At 44.9% G+C, this 25,474-nt stretch carries 25 protein-coding genes and 2 tRNA genes; 23 read left to right on the top strand and 4 right to left on the bottom strand.

Features of this window, described 5'->3' with window-relative positions:
• Positions 1-320 precede the first annotated feature (320 nt).
• From ACJJIQ_RS04570 to ACJJIQ_RS04550, 5 genes are all read left to right on the top strand, one after another.
• The gene (locus ACJJIQ_RS04570) at positions 321-1,739 is read left to right on the top strand and encodes an alpha/beta hydrolase family protein (RefSeq protein WP_445363829.1); all 1,419 of its coding nucleotides are present in this window, start codon (positions 321-323) and stop codon (positions 1,737-1,739) included.
• Positions 1,740-1,804: 65 nt separating this feature from the next.
• Positions 1,805-2,911: a sensor histidine kinase gene (locus tag ACJJIQ_RS04565; RefSeq protein ID WP_445363828.1), complete on the top strand. Its 1,107-nt coding sequence runs from the start codon at positions 1,805-1,807 to the stop codon at positions 2,909-2,911.
• Positions 2,912-2,914: 3 nt separating this feature from the next.
• Positions 2,915-3,631 (top strand): LytR/AlgR family response regulator transcription factor, encoded by a 717-nt coding sequence (locus tag ACJJIQ_RS04560; protein ID WP_444911135.1) that lies wholly within the window; start codon positions 2,915-2,917, stop codon positions 3,629-3,631.
• A 282-nt stretch (positions 3,632-3,913) separates the two neighbouring features.
• Positions 3,914-4,417, top strand: a complete 504-nt coding sequence (locus tag ACJJIQ_RS04555) for an ester cyclase (RefSeq protein ID WP_445363827.1) — start codon at positions 3,914-3,916, stop codon at positions 4,415-4,417.
• Positions 4,418-4,534: 117 nt separating this feature from the next.
• Positions 4,535-5,818: a condensation domain-containing protein gene (locus tag ACJJIQ_RS04550; RefSeq protein WP_444911137.1), complete on the top strand. Its 1,284-nt coding sequence runs from the start codon at positions 4,535-4,537 to the stop codon at positions 5,816-5,818.
• A 158-nt stretch (positions 5,819-5,976) separates the two neighbouring features.
• Here ACJJIQ_RS04550 and ACJJIQ_RS04545 read toward each other — a convergent pair whose 3' ends face one another.
• Positions 5,977-6,306, bottom strand: a complete 330-nt coding sequence (locus tag ACJJIQ_RS04545) for an SDR family NAD(P)-dependent oxidoreductase (protein ID WP_444913395.1) — start codon at positions 6,304-6,306, stop codon at positions 5,977-5,979.
• A gap of 320 nt (positions 6,307-6,626) precedes the next feature.
• Here ACJJIQ_RS04545 and ACJJIQ_RS04540 point away from each other — a divergent pair, with 320 nt between their 5' ends.
• Positions 6,627-7,868: a patatin-like phospholipase family protein gene (locus tag ACJJIQ_RS04540; RefSeq protein ID WP_444907801.1), complete on the top strand. Its 1,242-nt coding sequence runs from the start codon at positions 6,627-6,629 to the stop codon at positions 7,866-7,868.
• A gap of 50 nt (positions 7,869-7,918) precedes the next feature.
• Here ACJJIQ_RS04540 and ACJJIQ_RS04535 read toward each other — a convergent pair whose 3' ends face one another.
• The 3 genes from ACJJIQ_RS04535 to ACJJIQ_RS04525 form a co-directional block, all read right to left on the bottom strand.
• A complete protein-coding gene (locus ACJJIQ_RS04535; RefSeq protein ID WP_445364789.1) occupies positions 7,919-9,646 on the bottom strand; it encodes a SulP family inorganic anion transporter in 1,728 nt (575 codons plus the stop codon).
• A 97-nt stretch (positions 9,647-9,743) separates the two neighbouring features.
• Positions 9,744-10,157, bottom strand: coding sequence for a protein tyrosine phosphatase family protein (locus ACJJIQ_RS04530; protein ID WP_445363826.1), 414 nt, complete (start codon positions 10,155-10,157; stop codon positions 9,744-9,746).
• A 55-nt stretch (positions 10,158-10,212) separates the two neighbouring features.
• Positions 10,213-11,091, bottom strand: coding sequence for an MBL fold metallo-hydrolase (locus ACJJIQ_RS04525; protein ID WP_282932132.1), 879 nt, complete (start codon positions 11,089-11,091; stop codon positions 10,213-10,215).
• A 92-nt stretch (positions 11,092-11,183) separates the two neighbouring features.
• On the opposite strand from ACJJIQ_RS04525, the gene ACJJIQ_RS04520 reads away from it, so the two are divergent.
• The 17 genes from ACJJIQ_RS04520 (at position 11,184) to ACJJIQ_RS04440 (ending at position 25,000) form a co-directional block, all read left to right on the top strand.
• Positions 11,184-11,498 carry an ArsR/SmtB family transcription factor gene (locus tag ACJJIQ_RS04520; RefSeq protein WP_282932131.1) on the top strand — a complete coding sequence of 105 codons (315 nt, stop codon included), beginning with the start codon at positions 11,184-11,186 and terminating at the stop codon, positions 11,496-11,498.
• A gap of 4 nt (positions 11,499-11,502) precedes the next feature.
• A complete protein-coding gene (locus ACJJIQ_RS04515) occupies positions 11,503-11,946 on the top strand; it encodes a YeeE/YedE family protein (RefSeq protein ID WP_445363825.1) in 444 nt (147 codons plus the stop codon).
• The gene (locus ACJJIQ_RS04510; RefSeq protein ID WP_444897844.1) at positions 11,943-12,380 is read left to right on the top strand and encodes a DUF6691 family protein; all 438 of its coding nucleotides are present in this window, start codon (positions 11,943-11,945) and stop codon (positions 12,378-12,380) included. The genes ACJJIQ_RS04515 and ACJJIQ_RS04510 overlap by 4 nt, the downstream gene beginning before the upstream one ends.
• A gap of 95 nt (positions 12,381-12,475) precedes the next feature.
• The gene (locus ACJJIQ_RS04505; RefSeq protein WP_445363824.1) at positions 12,476-14,206 is read left to right on the top strand and encodes a SulP family inorganic anion transporter; all 1,731 of its coding nucleotides are present in this window, start codon (positions 12,476-12,478) and stop codon (positions 14,204-14,206) included.
• 66 nt (positions 14,207-14,272) lie between these two features.
• Positions 14,273-16,492: an ATP-dependent helicase gene (locus tag ACJJIQ_RS04500; protein ID WP_445363823.1), complete on the top strand. Its 2,220-nt coding sequence runs from the start codon at positions 14,273-14,275 to the stop codon at positions 16,490-16,492.
• Between the two features lie 61 nt (positions 16,493-16,553).
• On the top strand, positions 16,554-16,961 hold the full coding sequence (locus tag ACJJIQ_RS04495) for a DUF1993 family protein (RefSeq protein ID WP_445363822.1): 408 nt from the start codon (positions 16,554-16,556) through the stop codon (positions 16,959-16,961).
• Between the two features lie 27 nt (positions 16,962-16,988).
• Positions 16,989-18,014: an IS630 family transposase gene (locus ACJJIQ_RS04490; RefSeq protein ID WP_445362554.1), complete on the top strand. Its 1,026-nt coding sequence runs from the start codon at positions 16,989-16,991 to the stop codon at positions 18,012-18,014.
• A 420-nt stretch (positions 18,015-18,434) separates the two neighbouring features.
• Entirely contained in the window at positions 18,435-19,076 is a 642-nt protein-coding gene (locus ACJJIQ_RS04485) for an outer membrane beta-barrel protein (RefSeq protein WP_444897848.1), read from the top strand.
• A gap of 303 nt (positions 19,077-19,379) precedes the next feature.
• Positions 19,380-20,021 carry an outer membrane beta-barrel protein gene (locus tag ACJJIQ_RS04480; RefSeq protein ID WP_445363821.1) on the top strand — a complete coding sequence of 214 codons (642 nt, stop codon included), beginning with the start codon at positions 19,380-19,382 and terminating at the stop codon, positions 20,019-20,021.
• Positions 20,022-20,334: 313 nt separating this feature from the next.
• Positions 20,335-20,411 (top strand) — tRNA-Arg (locus ACJJIQ_RS04475).
• A gap of 806 nt (positions 20,412-21,217) precedes the next feature.
• Entirely contained in the window at positions 21,218-22,015 is a 798-nt protein-coding gene (locus ACJJIQ_RS04470; RefSeq protein ID WP_445363820.1) for a potassium channel family protein, read from the top strand.
• Between the two features lie 70 nt (positions 22,016-22,085).
• The gene (locus ACJJIQ_RS04465) at positions 22,086-22,355 is read left to right on the top strand and encodes a hypothetical protein (RefSeq protein WP_445363819.1); all 270 of its coding nucleotides are present in this window, start codon (positions 22,086-22,088) and stop codon (positions 22,353-22,355) included.
• A 102-nt stretch (positions 22,356-22,457) separates the two neighbouring features.
• Positions 22,458-22,604, top strand: coding sequence for a hypothetical protein (locus ACJJIQ_RS04460; RefSeq protein WP_445363818.1), 147 nt, complete (start codon positions 22,458-22,460; stop codon positions 22,602-22,604).
• Between the two features lie 202 nt (positions 22,605-22,806).
• A tRNA-Arg gene (locus ACJJIQ_RS04455) sits at positions 22,807-22,883 on the top strand.
• Positions 22,884-23,002: 119 nt separating this feature from the next.
• On the top strand, positions 23,003-23,986 hold the full coding sequence (locus ACJJIQ_RS04450; RefSeq protein ID WP_445363817.1) for a right-handed parallel beta-helix repeat-containing protein: 984 nt from the start codon (positions 23,003-23,005) through the stop codon (positions 23,984-23,986).
• Positions 23,987-24,143: 157 nt separating this feature from the next.
• Positions 24,144-24,458, top strand: a complete 315-nt coding sequence (locus tag ACJJIQ_RS04445; RefSeq protein WP_413662626.1) for a hypothetical protein — start codon at positions 24,144-24,146, stop codon at positions 24,456-24,458.
• Positions 24,458-25,000, top strand: coding sequence for a hypothetical protein (locus tag ACJJIQ_RS04440; RefSeq protein ID WP_413662627.1), 543 nt, complete (start codon positions 24,458-24,460; stop codon positions 24,998-25,000). The genes ACJJIQ_RS04445 and ACJJIQ_RS04440 overlap by 1 nt, the downstream gene beginning before the upstream one ends.
• Positions 25,001-25,474: the final 474 nt, after the last annotated feature.

The following is a 25,474-nucleotide window of genomic DNA, read 5'->3' as shown; positions in this document are numbered from 1 at the left end:
TTATTTCCGAAACAACTCTTCCCTTACATCCACATCCCCAGTAATGGCCCAAATTTTTTACCAACGTATATATGCGATTCCGTGCTCGTCATAGGTACAATCCGCACAGTTAGTTAGTCTCTCCGTCCCAACTATCAGGATAAGTCGCCTCTATCTGATGACGTAATATACCTTTGCCCCACGCCTAACTAGACAAAGGGTAGTCAAGACTTCCTCGCCGTTCAGCAGCCCTATTCGCCACTTATCCTAATTTTAATCCAGAAGAAAAAGATTCCTCTAAGATGACAAGCATTCAGCAGGAGAACACAGAGAGAATAGTTATGGGATATATTCAAACTAGATTTTCAAAGACAAACGCAAAGTTAAAGACGCTTTTCTTAGCCGCCAGCCTGTTTTCTACTACAGCAAGTGCTGGTGGCATTGATGGAGAATGGAAGGCCACTATCCAAACAGATAACGACAAGGTACTTCCAATTGTCCTCCATTTTGATCAGGATAACGATAAATGGACGGGCGTACTGGATAGCCCTTCACAAAATGCCTATGGCATAGAGATGTCATCCTTGGACATTAGCGGCAACAACATATCCTTCGAAATTGAAGACTTACAAATCAGCTACGAGGGGGCGTACAACCCGGTAGTTGAGCTTATGTTCGGATCATTTACTCAAGGGAAGTCACAAACTCTTAACTTCAGAAAGATAAGTACTACTAAACCGGATAACCGTCCACAAATACCAACAGGCCCCTATCCCTATACTATTGAGGAGGTAAGTTTTAAAAGTACAATCACAAATAATATAATCTCTGGAACATTGACCAAACCAAACTCAAGGATAAAAGCTACTGCGATCCTGATTAGTGGTTCGGGGCCGCAAGACCGGGATGAAACCGCATTCGGCCATAAAGCATTTGCGGTAATTGCCGACTATTTAACCCGGCAAGGGTACGCCGTATTGCGCTATGATGAACGAGGAATTGGTGACTCTACCGGGAGTTTCTCCACGGCAACTACCGAGGATTTTGCCAATGATACCAGTGCAATTGTGGATTATCTGAACAGTCGTAACGATCTCCCCAAAGGTAAAACGGGCTTAATTGGGCACAGCGAGGGGGGGATGATTGCCCCCATGGTAGCCAGCAATCGTGATGATATTGCGTTTACAATTCTTCTCGGCGGCCCGGGAGTTAAAATGCAAGAGCTTTTTCTCGACCAGTGGTACAGGGATAGAAAACACAGCGGTATGACTGAGAAAAACCTGCAAGAGTTACGCAAGCTTGATGAAATTGTTTTTAAACAATTTGCTCGTCTTCCCACAGGGGGAACTATCAGTGATGAGTTACATCAAGCTCTTTATAAGAGTGTTGAATTCGAAGGCTTGGAAGGAGGCAAACTGGAAGCTCAAGTTGAGGTACTTAAGAAACAGTATTCAACCCCTTGGTTTCGTTATGCACTTAACTTCAACCCTGAACCCTATTTAGAGGGTACAAAATGTCCTATTTTAGCTCTTAACGGCTCACTGGATTTTCAAGTTGATGCGGAAATGAACTTAGGCAATATAGAAAAGGTGTTAAGTAAATCCAATCATAAAGATTATGAAATTATTGAACTCGATAAAATGAATCATCTCTTTCAAACAGCCGAGACTGGTAGCTATGCCGAGTATGCGGAAATAGAGAAAACCTTTTCCCCTATTGCCCTTGAGACGATGTCAATCTGGCTGAACGAGAGATTCTGATTTTATTTTCAACTAAACTCTGTGGCCCCAGAACAAGGGGCCATTTTATTAACATGTATTAATTTATGAAGTTACTGAAGTCCCCCGCACCTACGACAAAGTTCTTAGCGTATCATTTTGGCGGCTGGCTAATATTCGCCCTAGTGAACTCCATTTCTCGCGGCTTACTTACCGATGAAAATTTCGAGCAGCTCGCCATACATGCACTCACCCTGATATTAACCTGCGGAGCTTTAACGCTAATCATCCGAGAAATGATTTATCGCTTTGACCTCTTAGATAAAAACTGGAGGCAACAGTGGCCCTACTTCTTTCTATCTTCAATATTACTTGCATTTCTATGTGCCTATATTTCAGTTATTTTTCTATTCTCATATTATAATTTAATGGGATACACCACTCCCGACTCAATTTGGCACAACGTACTTGGCAACTGGCTTGTCATGACTATTTTATTAGTAAGCTGGACCCTAATTTATGTTACAGCAGTTAATCAAGACCGTTTACTCAAAGCTGAACAGGAAGCCATTCAACTTAACCTACAGCTCAATGAGGTTAAAATGGCAGCACTTATGGGGCAGCTTAACCCACACTTCCTATTCAATGGACTAAACAATATTCGGGCCTTAATTCTTGAGGATGCTACTAAATCAAGAACGATGCTGACAAACCTCTCTGATCTACTGAGATATACATTGATGGCACATAAACAGAAAACCGTGCCACTCAGAGATGAGCTGGAAATTGTTTGTCAATATATCGACCTCCTCAAAATACAATATGAAGATCGTTTGACTTTCAACTTGATAACTGATCCAGAGTTGATGGGAGAACGAATCCCTCCTCTTATTATCCAACTGCTTACAGAAAATGCGATACGCCACGGAATTGAAAAGTCCAAGCATGGCGGTGAAGTAACCATCAGAGTATCCCATGAAGAGGAACACCTAGTCATCACGGTAGCTAACCCAGGGACCTTAGAACTAAACGCACCTATAGAAACAAAGCCCAGCAAAAAGAAAAATGAAAATACCGGATTGGGGCTAGCAAATATACAAAAACGATTGACTCTTCAATATGGTAACAACACATCCTTCCAGATAAAGCAACAAGGGCAGCAAGTTATTGCCCAATGCCATATTCCTACTTCATCTCTACAGTTGGCGGTATAATAAGTGAAAGCCATTATTATTGAAGATTCCAGACTCGCTCGCAATGAATTAAGAGAGCTGTTAAAGCCTCACAAAAATATAAATTTAGTTGCAGAGGCAAAAGATTGTGAGCAGGCAGTTTCTCTGATTCTAAAAGAACAACCAGACTTAATTTTTTTAGACATTAATCTACCAGATGGGACAGGCTTCGATATACTAGAACAGCTTGAAACTGCACCCCAGGTTATTTTCACAACGGCTTATGACGAATACGCCATACAAGCATTCGAAGTCAACGCATTAGACTATCTCCTCAAGCCGATCAACCCGGAAAAATTAAAGCGAGCCCTTAACAAAACACTAAGTGATTCTCCTTTACAGGATGATAATCACTCATCGAATTACCTAGACACCAATAACAAGATCTTTATCAAGGACGGAGAGCGTTGCTGGCTAATAGAAATAGGGAATATCCGTTATTTTGAAAACTGCGGAAATCATGCCCAAGTATTCTTTGATAACAACAAGCCGTTTATTTATAAATCATTATCCAAAATTGAACAGCGTTTAAATCCTGAGGTTTTCTTTCGCGCCAATCGCCAGCAAATCATAAACCTGAATTTTATTCAGGATATTCAACCATGGGTCAACAGCGGACTACTAATAACAATGACCGATGGAAAAGAAATAGAGGCTGCAAGACGCCCCGCTACTCGCTTACGGGAAATGCTAAGTTTGTAGTTCAGCCGTGCAACCTGCTGCCAGGCATAATGCTGGCAGCAGCACCCCTATTACTCGCCTCGCATAAATACTAAGCCGCTAACCTGAAACATCAACTTTAGCGGCGGAATTTTAATCCAGCAAAGTCTAAAGATGGACAGCTTGCCAAACTACCTGAATATCGATTCACCTTATTGAATATGTGTCCATAATAGGAGATGACACAATTCTTTACTCATTTTCAATGTCGTTTACAAGACGTCCTGAAACACACCCTAATTTATGTAGAAAGGAATCTATCAAATGTTCAAACGAGCTTCCTGTTTGGTTTTAACAGCCCTTTTATTCAGTATCACCAATTTGGTGGCGGCACAGCCAAATAATTTAGAAGAGAATAAAAAACTCGCAATGCAAGCTGTAGGGTTGTGGCTAAGCGGAAATAAGATAGATCCTAAGACAATTTTATCTCCTAACTATATAAACAACCTGGATTCTTCGACAACGGATAGCGCAAGCCCACAAAAGCGTAACCTCAAACAATTTGAAGAAGAGGTGGCTAAGTTTCACAAAGCTTTCAAAGACATCAAGGCGGTCAGTACCAAGCAAGTAGCTGAAGGAGATTTAGTCGCAACCCATGTTACAGTCAGCGCTAATCATGTCGGCTCGTTTATGGGGGAAACTCCAACCAAAAAAACAATCACCTGGGATACCGTGGAATTCTCCAAGATTCAGGACGGCAAAATAGTCGAGACTTGGGTCACTTGGGACAAATATGGATTCCTAAAGCAGCTTGGTGCACTGAAGTAGTCAATTGCGGAGTAATACTATCCTTGACAGCAAGTCAGGATACATTCCCGAATACGGCATTCATGCTGCGCTGACCCCAAATAATCAAGATCGTCGATATTTTGGTCGGTGTCTTATATGAGTTTAGAAACTCCATCTCGAGAACTTGGTCCCCAAGAGGCCTTGTTTATAGAGATGACAAGGCTGTCCTATGGTGGCTTACAATTTGTTTCTTTCATTAGAGTCTGCAAATCGTTAAGTGTTGACACTTTACGCACAGGATTAGAGTATCTACACAAACGCCACCCTCTTCTACGCGCTCGTATCCAAAGAGGGGAAAAACTTCGCTGGATTTGCGACGTTGACTTTAATGATATCCCATTAAATATAAGCCAAGTTAGTGACACTCTCAATTTAGAGGATGAGTTTAAAGTTCACGGCATAAACTGCCTGGACAGTGAAAAATATGTATACAGCATAAAGCTATACCTCAATAAAGAAGGTCTCGTAGAGTGGATTTCCGTCATCAATATACATGCGGCATTTGATGGCAGATCAGTAATGACTATATTTTCAGACTTAGACAAATTCCTGCGATCTAACGAAACACTTGAACAAGCCAAGTCACTTCCACTACAAGAGAGCATTGCGAGCCAGCTAGAGTCAGCTGGATATTTTGGAGAAAAGGGAGTTGAACATAAGAACACTGACGATTTCATCTGGCCGGTAGAAAAGCAAGCCGCTCCCAATGAGCGCAAGTCCTGTGCAATTTCATATCTTATGTCGCCAGAAAGAACTAAAAAACTCGCTAATTGGGGCAAGAGTAACGGCATAAAAATTACTGCTATTTACTGTGCCATTGCATCTATTGCTGCACGAGCAGTACCTATTGACAAAAAATTAACAGAAGTAATTTTATCGATGGATGCCAGAGGGCTATGCTCCCCAAACATTCCCATAGGGCATATTGGAGCCTTTTCCGAAACCGCTAGCTTGAAGCTCCCCCCAAATATAGAGTCTGCGAATGTTATTGATGTTGCCAAAATGCTACAAAAGCAAATCTTTTCGGTACTGCTCAAGCAGAGGCCTATGACAAAAAATCTCAGTTCAGACTATACGATGAGCGATATAACTCATATGGCTTCAGAGATAACAGCCCAACAGAAGTCCTTTCCAGCAGGGATTATTGTATCCAATGCAGGCAGCATACCTCTTTTAGCCGATGAAATGGAGTATTTTGAAATTCAGATGCCGATGATCACTCTAACTAACGGTATTAACCCATTAATGGCTGCTACCTTTACCACTTACCGTAATTCGGTCTTTGTTTTTGGGTATTGTGAACCATTGATTAGCAGACATAGTATTGATTTATTTGTTAATGAATATATGCGTATATTAAATGGCCTTATTTCGGAATAGCATTCCATGCAAGCAAATACTTTAAGCAAACAACCCTAAAATGGAAACCCTGAAAGCAGCCATTAAAAAATTAACTCTTATACAAACAAGCACCTCACAAACCCGCTAAAAATCAACTTGCTCTTTGAAGTGCCAAGCAATTATTTATATTAGCAAAGCTACTTAATCTGGAACATATTGTTCACCCCATAAGCTGAATAAATTTCTTGCATCGTCTCTTCTGTGGCCTTGTTAATTTTCCTAATCATGGAATTTAATCCTGTACCATCAACAGTTGTTCTAAATGAATGTTTACCAGGCTGAACAATCAGAGACTGAATGCCAAATTGAGCCAGCTCCACGCGGTAGTTTTCTCCGATTCCCTCTATTGCGTGCTTGGTAGTATTATATGAGCCAAGAAAAGGTAATACGAATTCCCCCAAAATACTTGATATCTGGACAATAGCTCCACTACCACGCTGTTTCATTTGCTGCAAGACCGCATGAATTAGTTGTTACAATCCAAACACATTAATTTCAAAAACCAAGATACATAATCTAGCTGCATTACTTCCGCTAGATATCATTGCAAATGATATATCAATAGAAAGGCGGAGCTTACCAGCGTCGGATTTCGAGACAAGTCACCACCACTTAGAACAATTACACTTTCTACTTAAGCTCCGCGTAAACTCCTTACTATATTGCTTATAGATTTTGTTTTATTACCATTCAGCCTTTGAAGATATAAAATAAAAGTTAATATACTTTTGGGAGTTTGTCTTTAAAAAGGCAAAACCCATAAGGAATAGATGGTTTTGGGTACAACATGGCAAGTAAGTTCAACGCCTCTTTCAAAAAGACTATTATTGCACTTGTGTATATTGCTGTTGGTTATGCTTTTTTCGCCTACGTTTATAACAATTTTTTTACGCAAACAACCACATTCCCCCGAGAGTCGGTCACGTATGATCTTACTCACAATACCGATTATCTCCAGCAAAAAGACACGATTAATATCCTCGTCGTAGCAGGCGGAGGAGTCAGAGGCTTAATTCCTCTACATGTACTGCAGTATATTGAAGACAAATTAGGGAAGCCCCTTGATCAGGTGTTCGACGTTTTTTCAGGGGTTTCCACTGGAGCCATTATCGCAACAGGCCTCAATATTCCTGATGAAGCTATTCCCAGCAGAAACGGGCAAAAGCTATCCCATCTCGACTATCTGGTTGATATCTATGAGAACGAAGTAAATTACCTTTTCTCTCCCCCTTGGTATCACAAGTTCCTAACCGCAGGCGGTCTGTTTTCACCCTCTTACTTTGGCAGCCGATTACATGAGGTAATGGAAAAACATTATACTAAAGACCTTAACTTTACTGAACTTGAGAACTACGTAATCATTCCTTCTTTAAACTTAAAGGACGGACAGATACATCTTTTCAAGAACAAAGGTGAGACGGTTAATTATCTCCCCACCGATCGGCTTTATCAATTAATGACAGCCGCGGTAAGTGCTGAAACTGCTTTTCCACCTGTCGTATTCAATTATTCGGAAGATGAAGGTATCCAGCATTGCGAGCCTGAATTTGCAGAATCGGAAAACGAATCCCAATGTGTGTTTGCAGATGCAGCTATAGCTATGAACAACCCGGCCAGTATGATTCTTCGAGATGTTATCAACGAATTTCCCGATAAAAATTACTACATCCTGGTATTAGGTGCTGGCAGCCCTCGACTCCTTAGCTCAACAACAAACTACGACACATTGAAAAACTGGGGACAAATAAACTGGTTTCGAGATGCATTAACAAATATGCAGCGCTCAATGGATACACACCAGCTCCATACACTGGAAATTGCAAAGTCTTTATCTGAAGAAGGGAGGATAGAATACGACTATCTAAATATCGAAATTCGAGAGCCTTTTATCGGCATATTTGAGCATAAGAAGCTCCCAAAGTTAAAGGACTATTCGGACCAACTAATCAAAGACAATCAGGCCCAAATCGATCTAATTATCGACCATTTAAAAAGTGAGAGCATTAAAAATTCAAGTGATAAGTCTTGACAGGTGACTCTTAAATCAACATGGGGGAAACCTAGAAGGTTTCCAGGCATCTATGTGTTACCTCCTTGCCCTACCTGTATATTTACAAATGCCTGGTACTGACTTAAAAATACTTCGCCAGAGAGCTTTTGTAAAAAGCTACTTCTCTCCAAACGGTCCATCACCGGACCTTTAACTTCAGAAAGATGAAGTCGAACACCTCTATTAAGCAAGTTACTGTTTATACTTTCCAGTACTTCCAAGGCACTCCAATCAATTTCATTAACGGCACTACACATCAGGATAACATGCCTGACCTGGGAATTACCTGCTAGACGGGTATAAATACGCTCTTCCAATGTACTTATATTAGAGAACATCAGACGGCCATCTACTCTAAAAGTAAGAATCTCAGAAGCAGTTTTAACTGGGTGTCGATCTATATTGCGGAAATGCTCAGTGCCTTCGATTAATCCTACCTCTGCAATATGAGGCTTTGATGCGCGCCAAATGAATAATAGTAGCGATGCCCCTACTCCACAGAGCACGCCCGACTCAACGCCAAATAATAGAGTAACGAAGATTGTCACCGCTACAGCAAGAAAATCCGCCTTGGAAAATTGCCAAGTTTTACGCAAGATAGAAAAATCTACCAGTGAAAGTACTGCAACAATAATAGTGGCAGCGAGAGTAGCTTTCGGAAGAAAATATAGTGGTGACGTTAGAAAAAGAGCCGTGAATCCAATGCCCATTGCGGTAAATAGGCTGGCAAACTGTGTTTGTGCTCCCGCGTCAGCATTTACAACTGAGCGTGAGAAGCCACCACTTACCGGAAATCCACCAGAAAAACCTGCTCCAACATTCGCAAACCCTAAAGCCACCAGTTCTTGGTTGGAATCAATTCTTTGTCTACGTTTTGCGGCTAAAGTCTTTGCCACGGATATCGATTCTACATAGCCGATGATAGCAATCATTAGCGCAGGTAACGCAAGTGACTCAAATAGGGAAAGCGACAGCTTTGGCAAGGTAAATTGAGGCAGCCCCGAAGGAACACTGCCAACAAGGGCTACTCCCCATGCTTCAAGGTTAAAAGTATATGAGAAGTACACGGTTATCAGCACCGCTACTGCGGGGGATGACTTAGACAGAAGTTTAGCGGTATCAGCTGTAATTCCTAATCTTTGCAATAGTTTTGCCGCACAAGCTCTAGATAGGTATAGAAATAGCACCACCCCCAAACCGACTAACAAGGTCAACTGATTATAGCCACCCAAGTTTTCAAACAAGCCAGGCAACAGCTCTAATATTGTATCTCCATGGACCGATAGCCCCAGCAATTGGGTAACCTGATTAAGTGCAATTAATAACGCAGAAGCAGTTATAAAGCCGGAGATTACCGGGTGTGATAAAAAGTTAGCGAGAAAACCTAACTTTAATATACCTAATACGATGAGAATTCCCCCGGACAAGAGCGCCAATACCGCTGCTGCAGTGAGGTAGTCTACCTCACCGCTCGCTGTTACCTTTCCAAGAGTAGCGGCGCTCATTAAGGAGATTACCGCTACAGGTCCTACGGATAGTGTTCGACTGCTGCCTAACAAGCCATAGACTAGCAGCGGAACAATACTCGCATAGAGGCCCACCTCAGGTGGCAATCCGGCAAGCAAAGCGTAAGCAAGGGACTGGGGAATAAGGAGCACGGTAACAATTGAGGCCGCCAGTAGGTCCTGGGTTAGCAGCTGCCGATTATAGGAGTGAATAGTAGCCAGAATGGGAAACCATCTGGTGAGATGCTGCATCGCCATGATCTGTTTTCCGCTCTGGCCTTACGGCCTGAGTTCTATCACCTTAAAAGAAGGGTTTGAATTGCAGCACCGAAAGTGCTGCATTTTAGAGCTAGGGTTCAATCGATATCAGCACTGCACCAATATCGAATCCTGCGGCCTGGGCCTGGGAGTTGAGCTGCTTTTTATCTGCCCCCATCAGGACCTTAGCGCCGGCCCATACCTGGCTGGAACGATTACCCGTCCGGCAAAACGCGTGCACTTTGTCTCCTTCCTGCAAAACATCACGAAATGCCTCGCAGTGATTTCGCATCATACGTCCGCGAGTAAAAGGAATAGCCACAAATTTAATGCCCACCGCCAATGCGGCCTGCTCCATTTCCACATAGGAGGGGTGTGCTTCACTCTCACCTTCCGGGCAATTGCATACTACAACTTGTACCCCACTCTGAGCCAATGGCACCATGCTTTCACAGGCTATATGCTCAGAAACGCTCACCTGTTCATCTAATTGTTTAATATTCATTGTCACCTCAGTTCTATGCATTCAACTGAATAAATATATCGATCAGTAATTTCGTCTAAAGCTGATTAAGCGGCACTTTCAAATAAACGGTGCCATTCGATTCTGCCGGGGGCATTTGCCCAGCACGAATATTCACCTGCACAGACGGTACTATCAGCCGCGGCACAGATAAAGTGGCATCACGCTTGCGGCGCACCGCGACAAAATCGTCCTCGGCAACCCCATCGCGCAAATGAATATTCTCCCTGCGTTGCTCTCCCACGCTGGTCTCACACTGATAGCCCCGCTTACCTTTAGGCGGGTAGTCGTGACACATAAACATGCGAGTTTGGTCGGGAAGGGACAAGATCTTACGCACTGAGCGATACAGCTCTGACGCATCGCCGCCGGGGAAGTCACATCGCGCACTGCCAACATCCGGCATAAATAAGGTATCGCCAACAAAAAGCGCATCGCCGATTAGCCAGGCCATATCTGCGGGGGTGTGGCCGGGACTGTAAATCACTTTCGCTGTCAGCTTACCGACCTGGAAAGTTTCACCATCCTTAAAGAGATGATCAAACTGACTACCATCTGCCAGGAACTCCCGCTCAAGGTTAAATACATCGCGGAAGATTTTCTGCACCTGGCAAATGTGTTCACCGATCCCGATACGCCCACCCAATTGCTGGCGTAAAAACGGTGCCGCTGATAAGTGGTCAGCATGGGCATGAGTCTCCAGTATCCACTCCAGAGTCAGGTCTTTCTCTTGTATAAATGACACCAGCTCCTCAGCACCTCGGCTACTGGTGCGACCTGAGGCTGAATCAAAATTCAGCACAGAGTCCACAATAGCGGCGGAACCCCCTTCCCTGTCGTACACCACATAACTCCAGGTTTCTGTATCCCGATCCAGGAACGGCTGCACCCGGGCACAGTGTTCTTCGTGAGCCATCTTCTGCTCTCCCGTATTCACTACACCAACAATATACAATGTGATATTATATAAAACAATATATTGTAATTGTGTAAATTGATTTAGTACCTATGCCTGATACTGAACATCTCGATCTCAACAAAATGCGCGATTCCGCTGGCCAGGCGGCAGCGATGCTGCGCTCCCTGGCCAATCAGGACCGCTTGCTACTTCTATGCCAGCTCAGCCAGGAAGAGTTAAATGTAGGCGAATTGGAAGAGCGCCTGGGTATTCATCAACCAAGCCTATCCCAACAACTGGGTGTCCTCCGCCGCGAAGGCCTGGTCGAAACACGCCGCGAGGGAAAAAACGTCTTCTACCGGGTTGCAGACCCGCGAGTACTCGCCCTGCTGCAAACCCTTTACCAGCTCTACTGTGCGGAGTAATCCCATGACCATCGATTGGACCGCTTTCACCCCGGGCACTGCACTCGCCGGGGGGCTGCTGATTGGCCTCGCCAGTGCCGCTTTACTCGCCTTTAACGGTCGTATCGCAGGTATCTCCGGCATCATTGGCGGACTGCTTGACCAAATCCAGGGCTCCCTATGGCGCCTGGCCTTTATCGGGGGGCTATTGATAAGCCCTCTTGCCTGGAAAATCTTTGCAGCAGTGCCCGACATTGATATCCAGGCAGGATATCCCACCTTAATTGCAGCGGGATTACTGGTGGGCCTAGGCACGCGGATGGCTTCCGGTTGTACCAGTGGCCATGGTGTTTGCGGCTTGTCCCGACTCTCCACTCGCTCGCTAACCGCCACCCTGATATTTATGGTTGCGGGCTTCGCAACAGTGTTTCTAATGCGACACCTCCTAATCAGCCAGCTGGGGCAATGATGATGAAAACCAATATCAGTGCACTTTTGGCCGGGCTCACTTTCGGCCTGGGGTTATTGCTCTCCGGTATGGCCAACCCGGAGAAAGTTCTGGGCTTCCTCGATTTAGCCGGCGCCTGGGACCCCTCTCTGGGACTGGTGATGTTTGGCGCTATCGCCGTGGGCCTGCCACTATTCCATTTCATCAGACGGCGGGGACAGTCTATCTGGAAGCAACCGCTTCACCTGCCGGCAAGTAACCAGGTTGATCGCCGCTTGGTATTGGGCAGCCTTCTATTTGGCGCCGGCTGGGGACTGGCGGGGTTTTGCCCCGGACCGGCGATTGTCGCTACCGGGGCGGGACAACTTAAAGCGGTAATTTTTGTACTCGCCATGCTCACGGGTATGGGGATATTCCAACTCTTCGGGATCAAGCGCACTGCCGCAGTGGAGTAACTTGCGCCCAAGCACAACGGTGAGGCAGCCGCCGTCTATCTTGTTTGAGCAGTTCACACAATTGCGGCAGGAAGAGAGCAGAAACAAGCGTAAGGATGCGGCTACTCCACCTAATCCCTCCATGGCTTCGACGCTACCAGCCCAAGTGGCTGGTGGGAGATAGTGTTGCCGCCCTCCTGGCCAGCATGATGCTGATTCCACAGGCCCTCGCCTATGCTGCACTTGCCGGCTTACCCCCGTATCTAGGGCTCTACGCTGGGCTGCTCCCATTAGTAGGATACGCACTGTTTGGCTCCAGCTCGGTGCTGTCAGTAGGTCCAGTGGCCGTGCTCGCCCTAATGACCGCTTCAGCTCTCACCCCCATAGCCTCACCGGGAAGTCCCGAGTACATTTCCGGCGCCATATTATTAGCACTCTTGAGTGGAGTAATCCTGCTATTAATGGGGTTTCTTGGCCTCGGTAGCCTCGCCAACCTTTTGAGCCTTCCGGTTGTTGACGGTTTTGTCTCCGGCGCCGCGCTGCTGATTATTGCCGGGCAGATTGCCCCCTTGCTGGGAATATCAAGCAATGGGGATACGGTTCTCGAGATATTGATCAGCACCTTTAACCACCTACCCGAAACCGATCGGGAAGCAGCTCTGCTAGGGCTCATTGCACTGGCCAGCTTAATTGCCGCCCGTCTAGGTTTGCCCTTCCTGCTCAGGAAAATCGGGGTCGGCCCAGCACGATCCAAATTACTTTCACGGTTGGCGCCCATGCTTATCGTGGTGATTGCCATTGTGCTTACCACTATTTTTCACTGGGAGAAGGAATTACCCGTTGTGGGAGTTATTCCCGCTGGCCTACCAAACCTAAGTATCCCCTCTATTAACCCGGGGCTGATTTACAAACTGCTTTTGCCCGCCCTGATTATTGCCCTGCTCGGTTTTGTCGAGAGCTTATCTATTGCCCACTCTATCGCCCAGCGGCGCGGCGAGAAGCTCAACACTAATGCGGAACTGCGGGGGCTGGGCGCCTCCAATCTACTCAGCGCATTTTCAGGAGGGTTTGCGGTGACCGGCAGCTTTGCACGGACGGCCGTTAACGATGAGAGTGGAGCAAAAACCCCTCTCAGCGGCGTGATAGCCGCAGTGCTAATCGCACTGCTACTCCTGTATGCCACCAAAGTCTTTACTGAGCTACCAATCTGCGTGCTAGCCGCCACCATCATTGTTGCAGCCGCAAACCTGATCAACTTCCAGGGTATGGCCCACCACTGGCGCTACGATCGCACCGATGGACTGGCTATGGCCGGCACATTTCTCGGGGTAGTGTTTTTTGGTGTGGAAACCGGGATTGCCTTGGGTGTCGGGCTCTCATTCGCCACATTGATCTGGCGAGCCAGCCGGCCACATATCGCTGTCGTGGGGCGCGTACCGGGTACTGAGCAATTCCGCAATGTACTTCGCCATACGGTGAAAACCGACTCTGAGATTTTGTTCCTGCGTATTGATGAGAACCTGTTTTTTAGCAACATCAATGCGATTGAGGAGCGACTTTTTGTAGAGATAAAGCGGCATCGCAATACCCGCCATATGGTACTGATCTTATCGTCTGTTAACCGGATCGACAGCACAGCGATAGAGCGACTACTGCAGGTAAATCGAGATTTACAAAGTCGGGATATCCAGCTGCACCTGGCAGAGGTAAAGGGGGCTGTACTGGATCGCCTGGGCCACTCCAAGCTACTACAGGAATTGAGCGGCCGCGTGTTCCTCTCCCCCTACATCGCTGAGCTTGCCCTGCGCCACCATCAAATCTCCGATAGCGACAAACCATCCGAATAAGGTTGCGCGACTTGTAAGACAGCATCAAACACTGGCAAAATATCCAGTATTTGAGCAAAGAGCGCGATGGGCGGAAATAACCTTACCTCTGAACAGCAGGCAATTGCAGATCATGCCGGTGGTCACGCCAAGATCATTGCCGTTGCCGGCTCCGGCAAAACCACTGCTCTGTTGCACTACATAAAGAACCGCCTTGATGCAGGTATCGCCCCCGAACGACTGCTCGTATTAATGTACAACCGCAGTGCTCGAGAGGACTTCGACCGCCGCTTACGGCAGCTGGCTGAAGGCTCGATACCAGCGGTACATACCTTTCACAGTGTTGGATATCGTTTATACCGACGCATGATCGCCAATGACCATATCGCTGCTGCCAACCTATCCCCCCTCCCCCAACCCACAATCCAATTACAAATCTGGAAGGCCATTGAAGAGTGCGCGCCCACTCACGAACTCGAAGAGATTAGAGCACGGAAGCAATCTGAGATTGAGGCCGCTGAATTTTTTATTGACTACACCAAAACGATTCTGTCGGGAGATCTAAGCGCATTTCAGGAACTGAAGCTCGGCGATGAATACATGTATTTTCTGCAGGTATTTCGCACTTTTGAAGCTTGGCGCCGCAGCCAAAATGCGGTTACCTACGCCGACCTGATTTATGACCCAGCCATGCTGCTCAGCATGGATGAGGAAATGGCCGAGGAGTACGGCAGCTATTACGAAGATATCCTGGTGGACGAATACCAGGATATCAATGAGATACAGCACTTTTTACTGCGAGTTCTCTACGGAAAATCTGGCAACGTCATCGCGATTGGCGACCCAGACCAAACAATTTACGAATGGCGAGGCTCCAAACCGGATTTCCTGCTCACATTTTTCGATGGGGATTTTCCCCCCTCGAATATTTATCACCTGAGCCGCACTTTCCGTTACGGCCACCAGCTATCCCTGGCCGCCAACCACTTTATTGAGAACAATCGCGATCGCGCCGATATATTCTGTGTTTCTGCCAATGAAGATCAGCAAACAGAAATCGAGCTGGTAAAAACCGATAAGGAGGGGCGCTGGCTTGTAGAGCACCTGCGCCGATGTCAAAAGCAAGGTCAGTCACTCAGGGATGTCGCCGTATTGGTGCGGCTGTGGTCTATCGCCGCTCCTATTGAACTGGCACTGCTGGCCAATAATATTCCCTACCGTTCAGCAAGCCGCAACACCGTCCTTTCGCGCCGGGAGCTGCGCCCCTTATTTTGGAGTTTAAATATTGCCTCCGGTCGATTCGCCGAACTTCCACCCAAGCGTCGCCAGCAGGGACTTTACGAATGGCTGACCTCTCCCCATGTGCGTATTCCGCGCAAAGTCCTGGAGCCCATCTGTTCCTCTCTGGCAGCGCTGGACAAAGGCTGGGGCAAGAAGCTAATTGCCCTACTACCTGAAAACCTGAGCAAGCCCCAGATCAAGCGCTTGCGCCAACGGGCAGACCTGCTTACCCAGATCGAGAGCTGGCGCGGTCACGCTGGAGAGCTACTGCGTCGCCATATCGGTGAACTGGAACTTCTCAGCGGAATCGCTGACGACGCCTTCACCCGCCAACAAGGGGAGGAGAGGCAGCAAACCATCCTCGCTTTCTGCAAATACCTGGACACACTGAAGCAGCCACCCGCTGAAGCCCTGGCACATCTACAAGAGCTGCAACGCCAACACCGGGAGGGCGAACAAACCGAAGCGGATGCTATACAGATAACGACTATGCACCAGGCTAAAGGTTTGGAGTGGGAACAAGTGATTATCCCCACCCTCACCCAGCACAATATGCCCTATCAACCTCAACGGGACTTCAGCACACCCGCGTCACTGGAGAGCGAACGCCGCTTGATGTACGTGGCGATGACCCGAGCCAAGTCAAAACTCTTCTTGTTGGCCCCTGCAGAAGACTCCAAAAAGAATGATCCAGAGGCTTCGCAGCCTTCATTATTTATTAATGAAATGCAGCTTCCTTTAAGTAAATTGATGGCAGACTCCTTAAAGGAGCGTCCGGAAAAAATCGACACCGATGTACCGGTTTCACGCCAAGCGCTCCACTATTTAGAAGCTTGTGATTACAACCCCAATATCAGTGCACCCAGGGCACCAATGCGAAAACCCGAACCTGGAGAGGGACTGCGGCATCGAAAACTTGGCTATGGAAGGGTTTTGGGATGGGAGGACAAGCGTATCGAGGTTTTATTTAGCGACGGTAAGGCTCGGCGGTTTGATTGGGAGACTTTGTCACAATATCTGATGTAGCAATACCTAGGAACGTGCGTACCAAAAAAATTAATTCACTCCGCTGTTATCAGGTTACCTAATGCAAATATCTATCAAGAGCCTTCTTCATAATCATCTTTCCCAACTGCTTTCCATTACGACTAAAATTCCGCAGGAAATATTTCACAAGCAGCTGGCACCTGACATGTTCAGCTTAGCTGAAAATGCAAAAATTGCGGCCAATTTTTCTCTTCGCGGATACTGCCCGCTCGTTGACCAGAAAATTGTGACATTTGAAGAAGATGGGAATACAAAGGAAGGTATTCTGAGAACTATCCAAAAAACACTAAACTATTTAGATTCTTTACCCGAAGTAACCGATCTGGACAGTAGTAGAAGAATCAATGATAAAGCAGGTTTTACAACCGTGGATCTCCCACAGCCACAATATATCCATCAATATATACTTCCAAACTTTCTATTCCATATACTAGCGGGGCAGAAATAATCAGTACACCCTGGTAATATAAACTGCATGAAATACGATGCCAGAAAACTTAGTACTGAGGAGCAGCACCTCATACGTAAAATTGCTGTTCAGCGAGTATTTGATGGAGAATCTGCGGCGGAGGTTAGTCGTAGCTTAGGGCTGGGGAGCAGAACTATTTTCCCATGGTTAAGGACTGCTCGGGAGAAAGGTATTGAAGCGCTATCTCCAAAAATTAGACCTGGACGCGGTAGAAAACTGTCAGCTATTGAAGAAGAGGAAGTCAAACGATGGATTATTGGTGGCGATCCAAGGCAATATGGCTTTGATTTCGGATTGTGGACACGTCAGATCGTATCGGATTTGATTTTTGAGAGATTCAAAATTGAACTTAGCGTTTCTAGTGTCGGCACACTTCTACATCGACTGGGCCTGACGCCACAAAAGCCTCTACGAAGAGCTTACGAGAGAGATGAGAAGGCGGTGAATAAATGGGTAAAGGAAGTCTATCCAAAGATTAAATCTTATGCGAAAAAAACTGGTGCAGAAATATTTTGGCTGGACGAGGCTAGTATCAGATCAGACGATCCACTCCAAAGGACATGGGGAGAAAAAGGAAAAACTCCAGTGGTAAAAACGAGTGGTCAAAGACAGTCAATCAATGCGATCTCAGCTTTATCGAATAGAGGTGGCTTCTGGTATCATATTTATAGTGGAAAGTTCACGGCAGAAAAGTGCGTAGAATGCTTCAAAAATTTCCAGAGAAGTCAGAAAAGACCAGTGATTCTCATTGTTGATGGGCACCCAGTACACAAATCGAAAAAGGTATTGGAGTATGTCGATTCACAGGATGGAAAGCTTGAAATGGTGTTCTTACCGCCATATGCACCAAACCTAAATCCAGATGAGTTGGTCTGGAATCATATGAGAAATATAGGGACTTCAAAGAGGCCGCTGAAAAAAGGTGAGACACTACTGAGTCGTGCAAATGCAGATTTGCAGAGCATCAAGAAAAATAGAAAACTTGTGAAATCATTTTTTCAAGAGTCGACTGTATTCTTTGCTGCTGCCTAGGTAGTAAGCATGGTTTATGCAATTGCACGCCACTGCGGTGTAACCCTTAGCAAAGGCGATTTTGATGGGTTACATAAGTACCCTGACAATTTTAGCTTTGTAGATAGATTTTAAAAATGACACAGTTCCATATGTACTACAGTGGCAAGTTAGAAAAACTATAAAAAGCTCTTCAAAAAACCTGCCACAAGTAGAACCAAACTCAGACAAAAAAGGCGTGCAGACCGACATTTTGATAAATCAAAAGAAGACAGATTGGCAACCAAATCAGACAAAATGCCTCTTTAACGCACAATCAAGCCTCAAAACCATCCAACTCTAATTAAACAACTTGACTGAATTCTTCAGACAAAAGCAATATAGATACTGTCTATTTTGACACTTGAGCACTTCGTTACTTTTACACCTCAGGAGACCAACATGAAAATTTCAAAAATATTTCTATTGATCCCTCTATTAGCCAACTACAATTCAGCATTTGCAAAAGAAACCCCTTTCTACGCTGGAATTGGATACGGGACTCAGGATTTTGATGGGCAACAAGAACTTACAGATTATTATGTAAATAATAATTTTAAAGATACCACCAGCTCCTTTGATATTTACGCTGGCTACCAACTAAATCAATTCTTCTCTGTAGAGGCAGGATACAGCCATTTTGGTAAAGCATCCGACACCTATATTCATCATAGTGCAGTAATAGCTCAACTTGACTATAACATCATTAATGACAAGGAAAGCTTGGATATTGACAGCGTACAAATAAATTCTGTCTTCGAATACCCAATGCTAGATAATGTCACTGTCAGCGCCTACCTTGGCCTTTCTTACACTAAAATAGATAGTACTTATACCGCCTACATGAGCATCGCGGATATTGATGGAAATTATGAAGACAATAAACCTTTCAAGTCCAGCGAAAATGATTTTGACCTAACTTACGGTATCGGCGTCAGATACGACTTTACCAACCGGTTCAGCGGCAAACTGCAATGGAAAAACATCAATAATGATGTCGTAGATATCAGTGGCATACATTTGTCTATAGAAACCCATTTCTAAGGACATCTATAAAATGAATATCCGAGGGTAAAAACTGCCTTTATTTTTACCCTCACGAAACTGGCCTCATATTCTAAACCCCTAAACTTCCAGCTTTCATTTTATTGCTAATACCCTACACTTCCATAGTTAGCTCACTGAGTAGTTTATAGACGCTTAATGGGCCAAGCCAAAAATAGATTGAATTGATCGGGCAAAAGGTCCTAACTTTACTTGAAAGCGAATATAGCGCAACGGTAACTAGCGATTTACAACCTATCAAAGAGATAAAACCGCTCATTTAATGGAATAAATGGGGCCAAAATGAAATACACTAGACTAGCCATATTACTATTAACCATTGCAAATGCTTCTATCGCGGCAGAGAAGTCAATCTACGCCGGAATAGGATATGGATACTTTGACTTTAAGGGCCAGAACAAACTTCCAGAACCCTATATAAGCTCTCAACGCTTTGGCGATCACGCCAACAATGTCAACATTCACGCTGGGTACCAATTCAATCAGTTTCTTTCCGTTGAACTCGGGTATGACCACTTCGGTAACACCTATGATGAATTTGTTGCATTAGTTAGTTTCTATGACAGAGAAATTGATGAATATCGCGATGCCTATATCACCGATGATGAAACGGTTACAGTAGAAAGTTATCATCTGCATGTTATTGCCCAATATCCAATCCTTAACAAGACGACTGTAAATGCTCTTGTTGGCCTCTCCCATAACAAAATCGACAGCGAGTTCATACCAAGATCCAGCTGGATACCAGATAGCCCATTAAGCCCAACCTACTCCCAAAGCAAAAATGAAACGGACTTAGTCTACGGCATTGGAATAAAGTACGCTTTCACTGATAACTTTGCATGCAGGCTCCAATGGAAAACAATTGATAATGATACCCTGAGGATAAGCGGATTTGACTTGTCATTGGAGACGCGCTTTTAGGCGCTGAGATCGAAACCTGATAAGCCGGATGAGATTGACTGCCCCCTACTTTGTCATTGATCGGTACATTTCCTTTCAAGAGCCTCCAAGAGCCACGCAAGCGGGCCTTGCCCTCACTCTGTAAAACCACTTATCTACTCTTGATGGTGGGGTCTTATCATCCTCTTGGCCCGCTAGCCCTGGCAGCGAATTTACAACTAGTCAAAACTCACTCAAAGTGCCTAACATTTACCCAAGACAATGTTTTTTAAGGGTTTTTTTATTCTTTAGGTTGACTTGCACCAGGTGCATCTATAATATCCGCACCCGTAACGCGCTCGTAGCTCAGCTGGATAGAGTACCTGGCTACGAACCAGGCGGTCGGAGGTTCGAATCCTCCCGAGCGCGCCATACAAACAAAGGGCTTATGCTTAACGGCATAAGCCCTTTTTTGTTATAGCGCGGTAAAACCCGCATGTATATATCACCGCCAGCATTACCTTTATGCCTGAGTCGGCCCCACCGCCATCAACTCCCCCAGAACTCCACTGCTAGACATCTGTCACCAGGCCGTAATACAAGAACTTCTAGGAAGTATTCCTCACCTTGAACCCATTGCTGGGAGCTAGTGATGGAATTGGCGGTTCACTGCCAGAAACATAAATTGCCAGTGATACAGATAAATTTATATAAGCAGGGGCTGAGCCAGCTCCTCTTTCCCAAGAAGAAAGCCAGCGATTGGGCAAGCACTAGATTTTAACTGAGCTCCACCGGCAACAATTAAGTGGGCGAACCCCAGTCGACAAACTGTCAACGGAAAGCCATTATCAGGTGTAATAGAATTACGCATCAGCACTCTCTGCTGAAGAGCAATAATCATACCCCCTCGCGTACAGACTATTTTCGGTGTTAGATAAATTGAGGGGCGAGTTTCTCGATGATATAACCTACCTCCTCCACATCAACTCATGAATGCAAATGATACTCTCAACATCACCACCAACCCATAAGCAATACACCTTATAGTATCGACTCAATAATTCACAACTTAGCTAACGTTACTATGCTAATAGAAACGTAAGATCAAAACAGTCACCATAATCCAGATTGACTGATTGCAAGCAGCCCTCTTTTACACTTGCTGGCGCGATCATAATTATCCCAAAAGGAATGACGCAGGCATAAATTACATCGCTTATAGTTAATGAGCACAGAACATGACACGTTTCCTATCTTTTCTGACATGGAAAAAAATACTTGTCGGTTATTTTTCAGTAATCTTCATCTTTGCTGCAATATATAGTGAATGTGACTCCTGTATAAATGAAAAGCTCGATTTCACAAAAAGTATCTACTTCAGCATTGTAACAATAACAACTTTGGGCTATGGAGAAATTTACCCTGTCAATGAGCTCGGTTACCTACTAACCTCCATTGAAACACTGACGGGAATTGCAACATTTGGGTTACTATTGAATGAATTTACAAAATACCAATCAAACCGACAAGAAAAATTAAGACAAGAAAAAAGAGTCGAACAATTAAAAAATGCATACCATTATTTTCGAGTTCACATGGCCGATTTTTGTGCCGCGGCTATCAGCACTATAACTCACAAAGAACAAGCCCCGGCATCCTATGACATGATGGGTTTTAGAGCATACTTAGAGAACAACAATAATAGAAACGCAAATATCCTTAAGGAAGCCCTTCCTCGAGACTACAAGTTCAGAGCAATGGTCATGACGGAATACAAAATATATGCCCGACAAATAGAACTGGCTTGCTCAACGATAAATCTCCACGATACAAGGCTATTGGACTTCTTCTATACCCATATAAGCCAGTCTGTCCGACTTGAAGCTGTGAGTGAAGCATCAGAGACCTTATCAGAAACTCTATTCAATCTAATCAATGACATTATGGCAGGAGTCGATGCAAATGGAGGCAGGCGTGACCGAGACATATATATGGGTTATATCAATTCACTAGAGTCGCACGTTAACCAAAGCTAACAGACCACCAAAAGGTGATTCTAATACTACCTTGCTCACCCAAATAGATAGCACCGATGATTTCATAAATATGACTCAGGATGGCACTAACAATGTCGGAGTATCTATACAGATTGAAAGCTCACTGAGTACCGTTCAAATTTTACAAATCGGGGATCAAAATGAGAGTGGAATATCTCACAGCTTAAGCATTTCTGATTTTGCTAGCTCTACACAATTTGGTACTGGAAATATATCCAGACTTGGTCAGGGTGCAGGCGGTAATAATTTTGCTATTGGAGATCAAGTTAGTGAGCTAAATACCGTATCAGCCAATCAATCTAACAGTTCCTTTAACTAATTAAATATAAGCCAGCAAGGCATGCAAAATTCACAAACAGTGTTTCAGGCAGGCTCACAAATTAGCTCATGGACCACCCAAAGCGGCATGGAGAACTCTGCAATGTCGAATCAGCGCGGAATGAACCACGCTTTAACATCCCTTCAAAACGGGACCCTGAACAGCCTCACAGCTAACCAAAGTGGAACCTCACAACTTGCCAATGTAACCCAGCTGGGAACAAGCAATAGCGGAACGATCAGTCAGTAGTCGCCGCAGAGCCTCACAAGCCCTTTGTAACCTATAGAAAGCCCTACACAGCTTTCTACCCACGCCTCGGGAGCTGAATCCCTTTGTGAGAAAGCAGAAACAGACAAACAGGTTTTACGGTCACGAAACACCAAAAAAGCACTTCATGTGAAAAAAATGCTTGACTCTACCTACGCCAATCTATATTGTGCGCCTCCTCGACGCGCTCGTAGCTCAGCTGGATAGAGTACCTGGCTACGAACCAGGCGGTCGGAGGTTCGAATCCTCCCGAGCGCGCCATTTTCAAGGGGCTTACGTTTTTTGACGTAAGCCCCTTTTTTATTGCGACAACCTCAACACCAAAACACAGCTAGGCTTTGGATTATGGAAACAAGGAGAAGTTTTCAGGGGGTAGCGCCATGGATATCACGACTCTGAATGTACTTAAGCAGCTAGGTTTGTTAGCCGCAGTCTTTACCCTATCTACGGCCGCACTGGCCATTGAATGCGGCGACACTATATCTGAGCCCACCACTCTATCTCAGGACCTGAATTGCGAGTTGAGTATCGCCAATCCTGTAGCACTCACCATTGTAGGTCCATCAGGGAGCCTGAATATGGCGGGGTTTGAGCTTAGCTGCGTATCGCTGGACCCAACCCAAACAGATTTCTACGCAATAGACCTCCAGGGCACCGCAGCATATCTCAGCAACGGCCAACTAACCAACTGCACCAATGGTGTCATCACCTCCAGCTCAGGCTTCCACTCCATCTCCAATATGGAAATAAATAGCGCTGTAAGAAATGCAATTTTGCTATTCGGCAACGGCAATACCATCACCAACGTCGATATTACAGGTCCTGCTACTTCAACCATCTCTGATGGTATTGAGGTTTTTGGCGATTACAACACCATTAGTCGCAGTTCGGTACTAGGAGGCGGAGACGAAGGCATTGAAATCCTGGGAGACTATAACAATATCTCCTTTACTACCGTTTCTGGGTTTAGCGAGGACGGCTTCGAGATTGACGGCAACTTCACATTTGTATCTAACAGCATCATTGAGAATAACGGTGAAGCTGGAATCCTGATAAACGGTAATTTCAACAACATAGCAAGTAACAATGTGCCGGATAATGGGCAGGTGGGCATTAATCTAAGTGGCGGCTCAAGCAATTCGATTGCAAGCAACACGGTATCCAATAATGGGCTATCGATACTATCAAGCAATGGCGGTATTATCGTTACTGACTCGAATAGCTTAAACAACCGGATTACCGGGAATACCCTAAACGGCAACCAGCAATTTGACCTCGCAGATCCCTTTGACCCCGACTGCAATGAAAGAAATCTTTGGAGTGGAAACCAGTTCACTACTTCAGACCCCACATGCTTAGACTAACTACCCAAACTAGAGAAGTGGCTTGCGCTGCAAGGCCGGACACCTCCAGTCTCACGAAGGCTATATCCGGGATTTAAACAGAAGCAAATAAGACTCAAGTACCAAAATTACTGTTCAAAGTTAAACCAAGTTGAATCAAGAGTCTCAATAGTTAAAAATGCATGAGGAGCTGTCAAAATCAGAAGTAAGGGACTACATGACTGATATCCTCAAAGATATACTTCAGTTCGTACAGAATGTGGGGCTTAAGAATGGCCTCTTTGTCATATTTTTCATCTTTGCGCATTACCTCCTCTTCTGGATGTACAGTGGGCGCCTGAAGGACCGACAAGTTGAAATTGACCGGCTTGCAGCAGATAATAAAGAATATAGGGACAGGTTTTTAAAGTTGATGGACAACGCCTTCTCTTATTCACCTCCCACTAGGAAAAACGCGCCCAAGAAGCCAATTAATGAAAAGGAGTTTGAGTAGTGCTCTATCTATTGCCGGCAATTGCTCTTGTCTTCATTTTCGCGAAAATATATCAGCTTCTGGAAGTAAAGAAGCATGATCAACACTTATTTGAGTTTTGTCAGCTACGGAGAGATACGATCGGCTATCTCTCCGATTCTTATACCGACCTATCAAGAAATGATTACATAGCCTTACGCAAGATCAATGATGCACTCAGCACCATCATTGCCGGATATAAAGAGCACAGAACGGTTGTGTTTAATCTCAGGTTATTTTCAGAGTATGTCAATCAGCTAAAAGCCTTTGAGAAAAAGGCCGAGAAGATATCAACCAGCAATCCAGATATACAAGAGTTACTAAACAGAGTTCATCAGTCTATATTTAATGCCTTTCTGGCATTTACCCCCTACCTAAAATCAGAACTCGCGTTCAATGTAGTGATGAAATTGATCTCTCTGGGAGTAAATGCCGGGGCCAATTCATTCAGGGCACATTTGCTAAGCCTTAAAGAAGCCAAAACCCTGCTCAATACATTTAAAAAGCATTCCTCCCCTTGCTGAGCCCCTCTTTTTCAGCCACCGAGAGCTTTTTGGCTATTTGCATGGCAAGCGCTATCAAGGGCAAATTTGATACCAGCCAGTACGCCAAGCGCTGATATCAATCCTGCTGGGAGTCAGCCAATAAGGCTGGACTCTGTGGACACTCAAGATTCTATGCGTGAAAAGTAACTAAAGGCGGAATTTTCAGTCAAGCAAAAAGCACTGAAAAATTAATGGGTTAATACAGAAATACACTTATTTTTTGGAATGTTTAATATCCCAAATTAGGACAGCACTCCATCCAGCATCAAACTATTGATATTTAACTAAATAGTCATCTTCAGCTCATATTAAACCATTCGGTCATCATCGATATATCGATAATTTCGAAAAAATCGATATACGAAATAATCATTACCAGAAAACTGAAAATAAGGCGCACAGACCTAGAAATCGCACTTTTTTCTCACCGAAAGCCCTTACAACCGAGAAAAA

The organism is Microbulbifer maximicatervae (SeqCode) (assembly GCF_052468295.1).
Note: the sequence above shows the minus strand (reverse complement) of the source record. Positions and strands in the feature narration are given on the sequence as shown.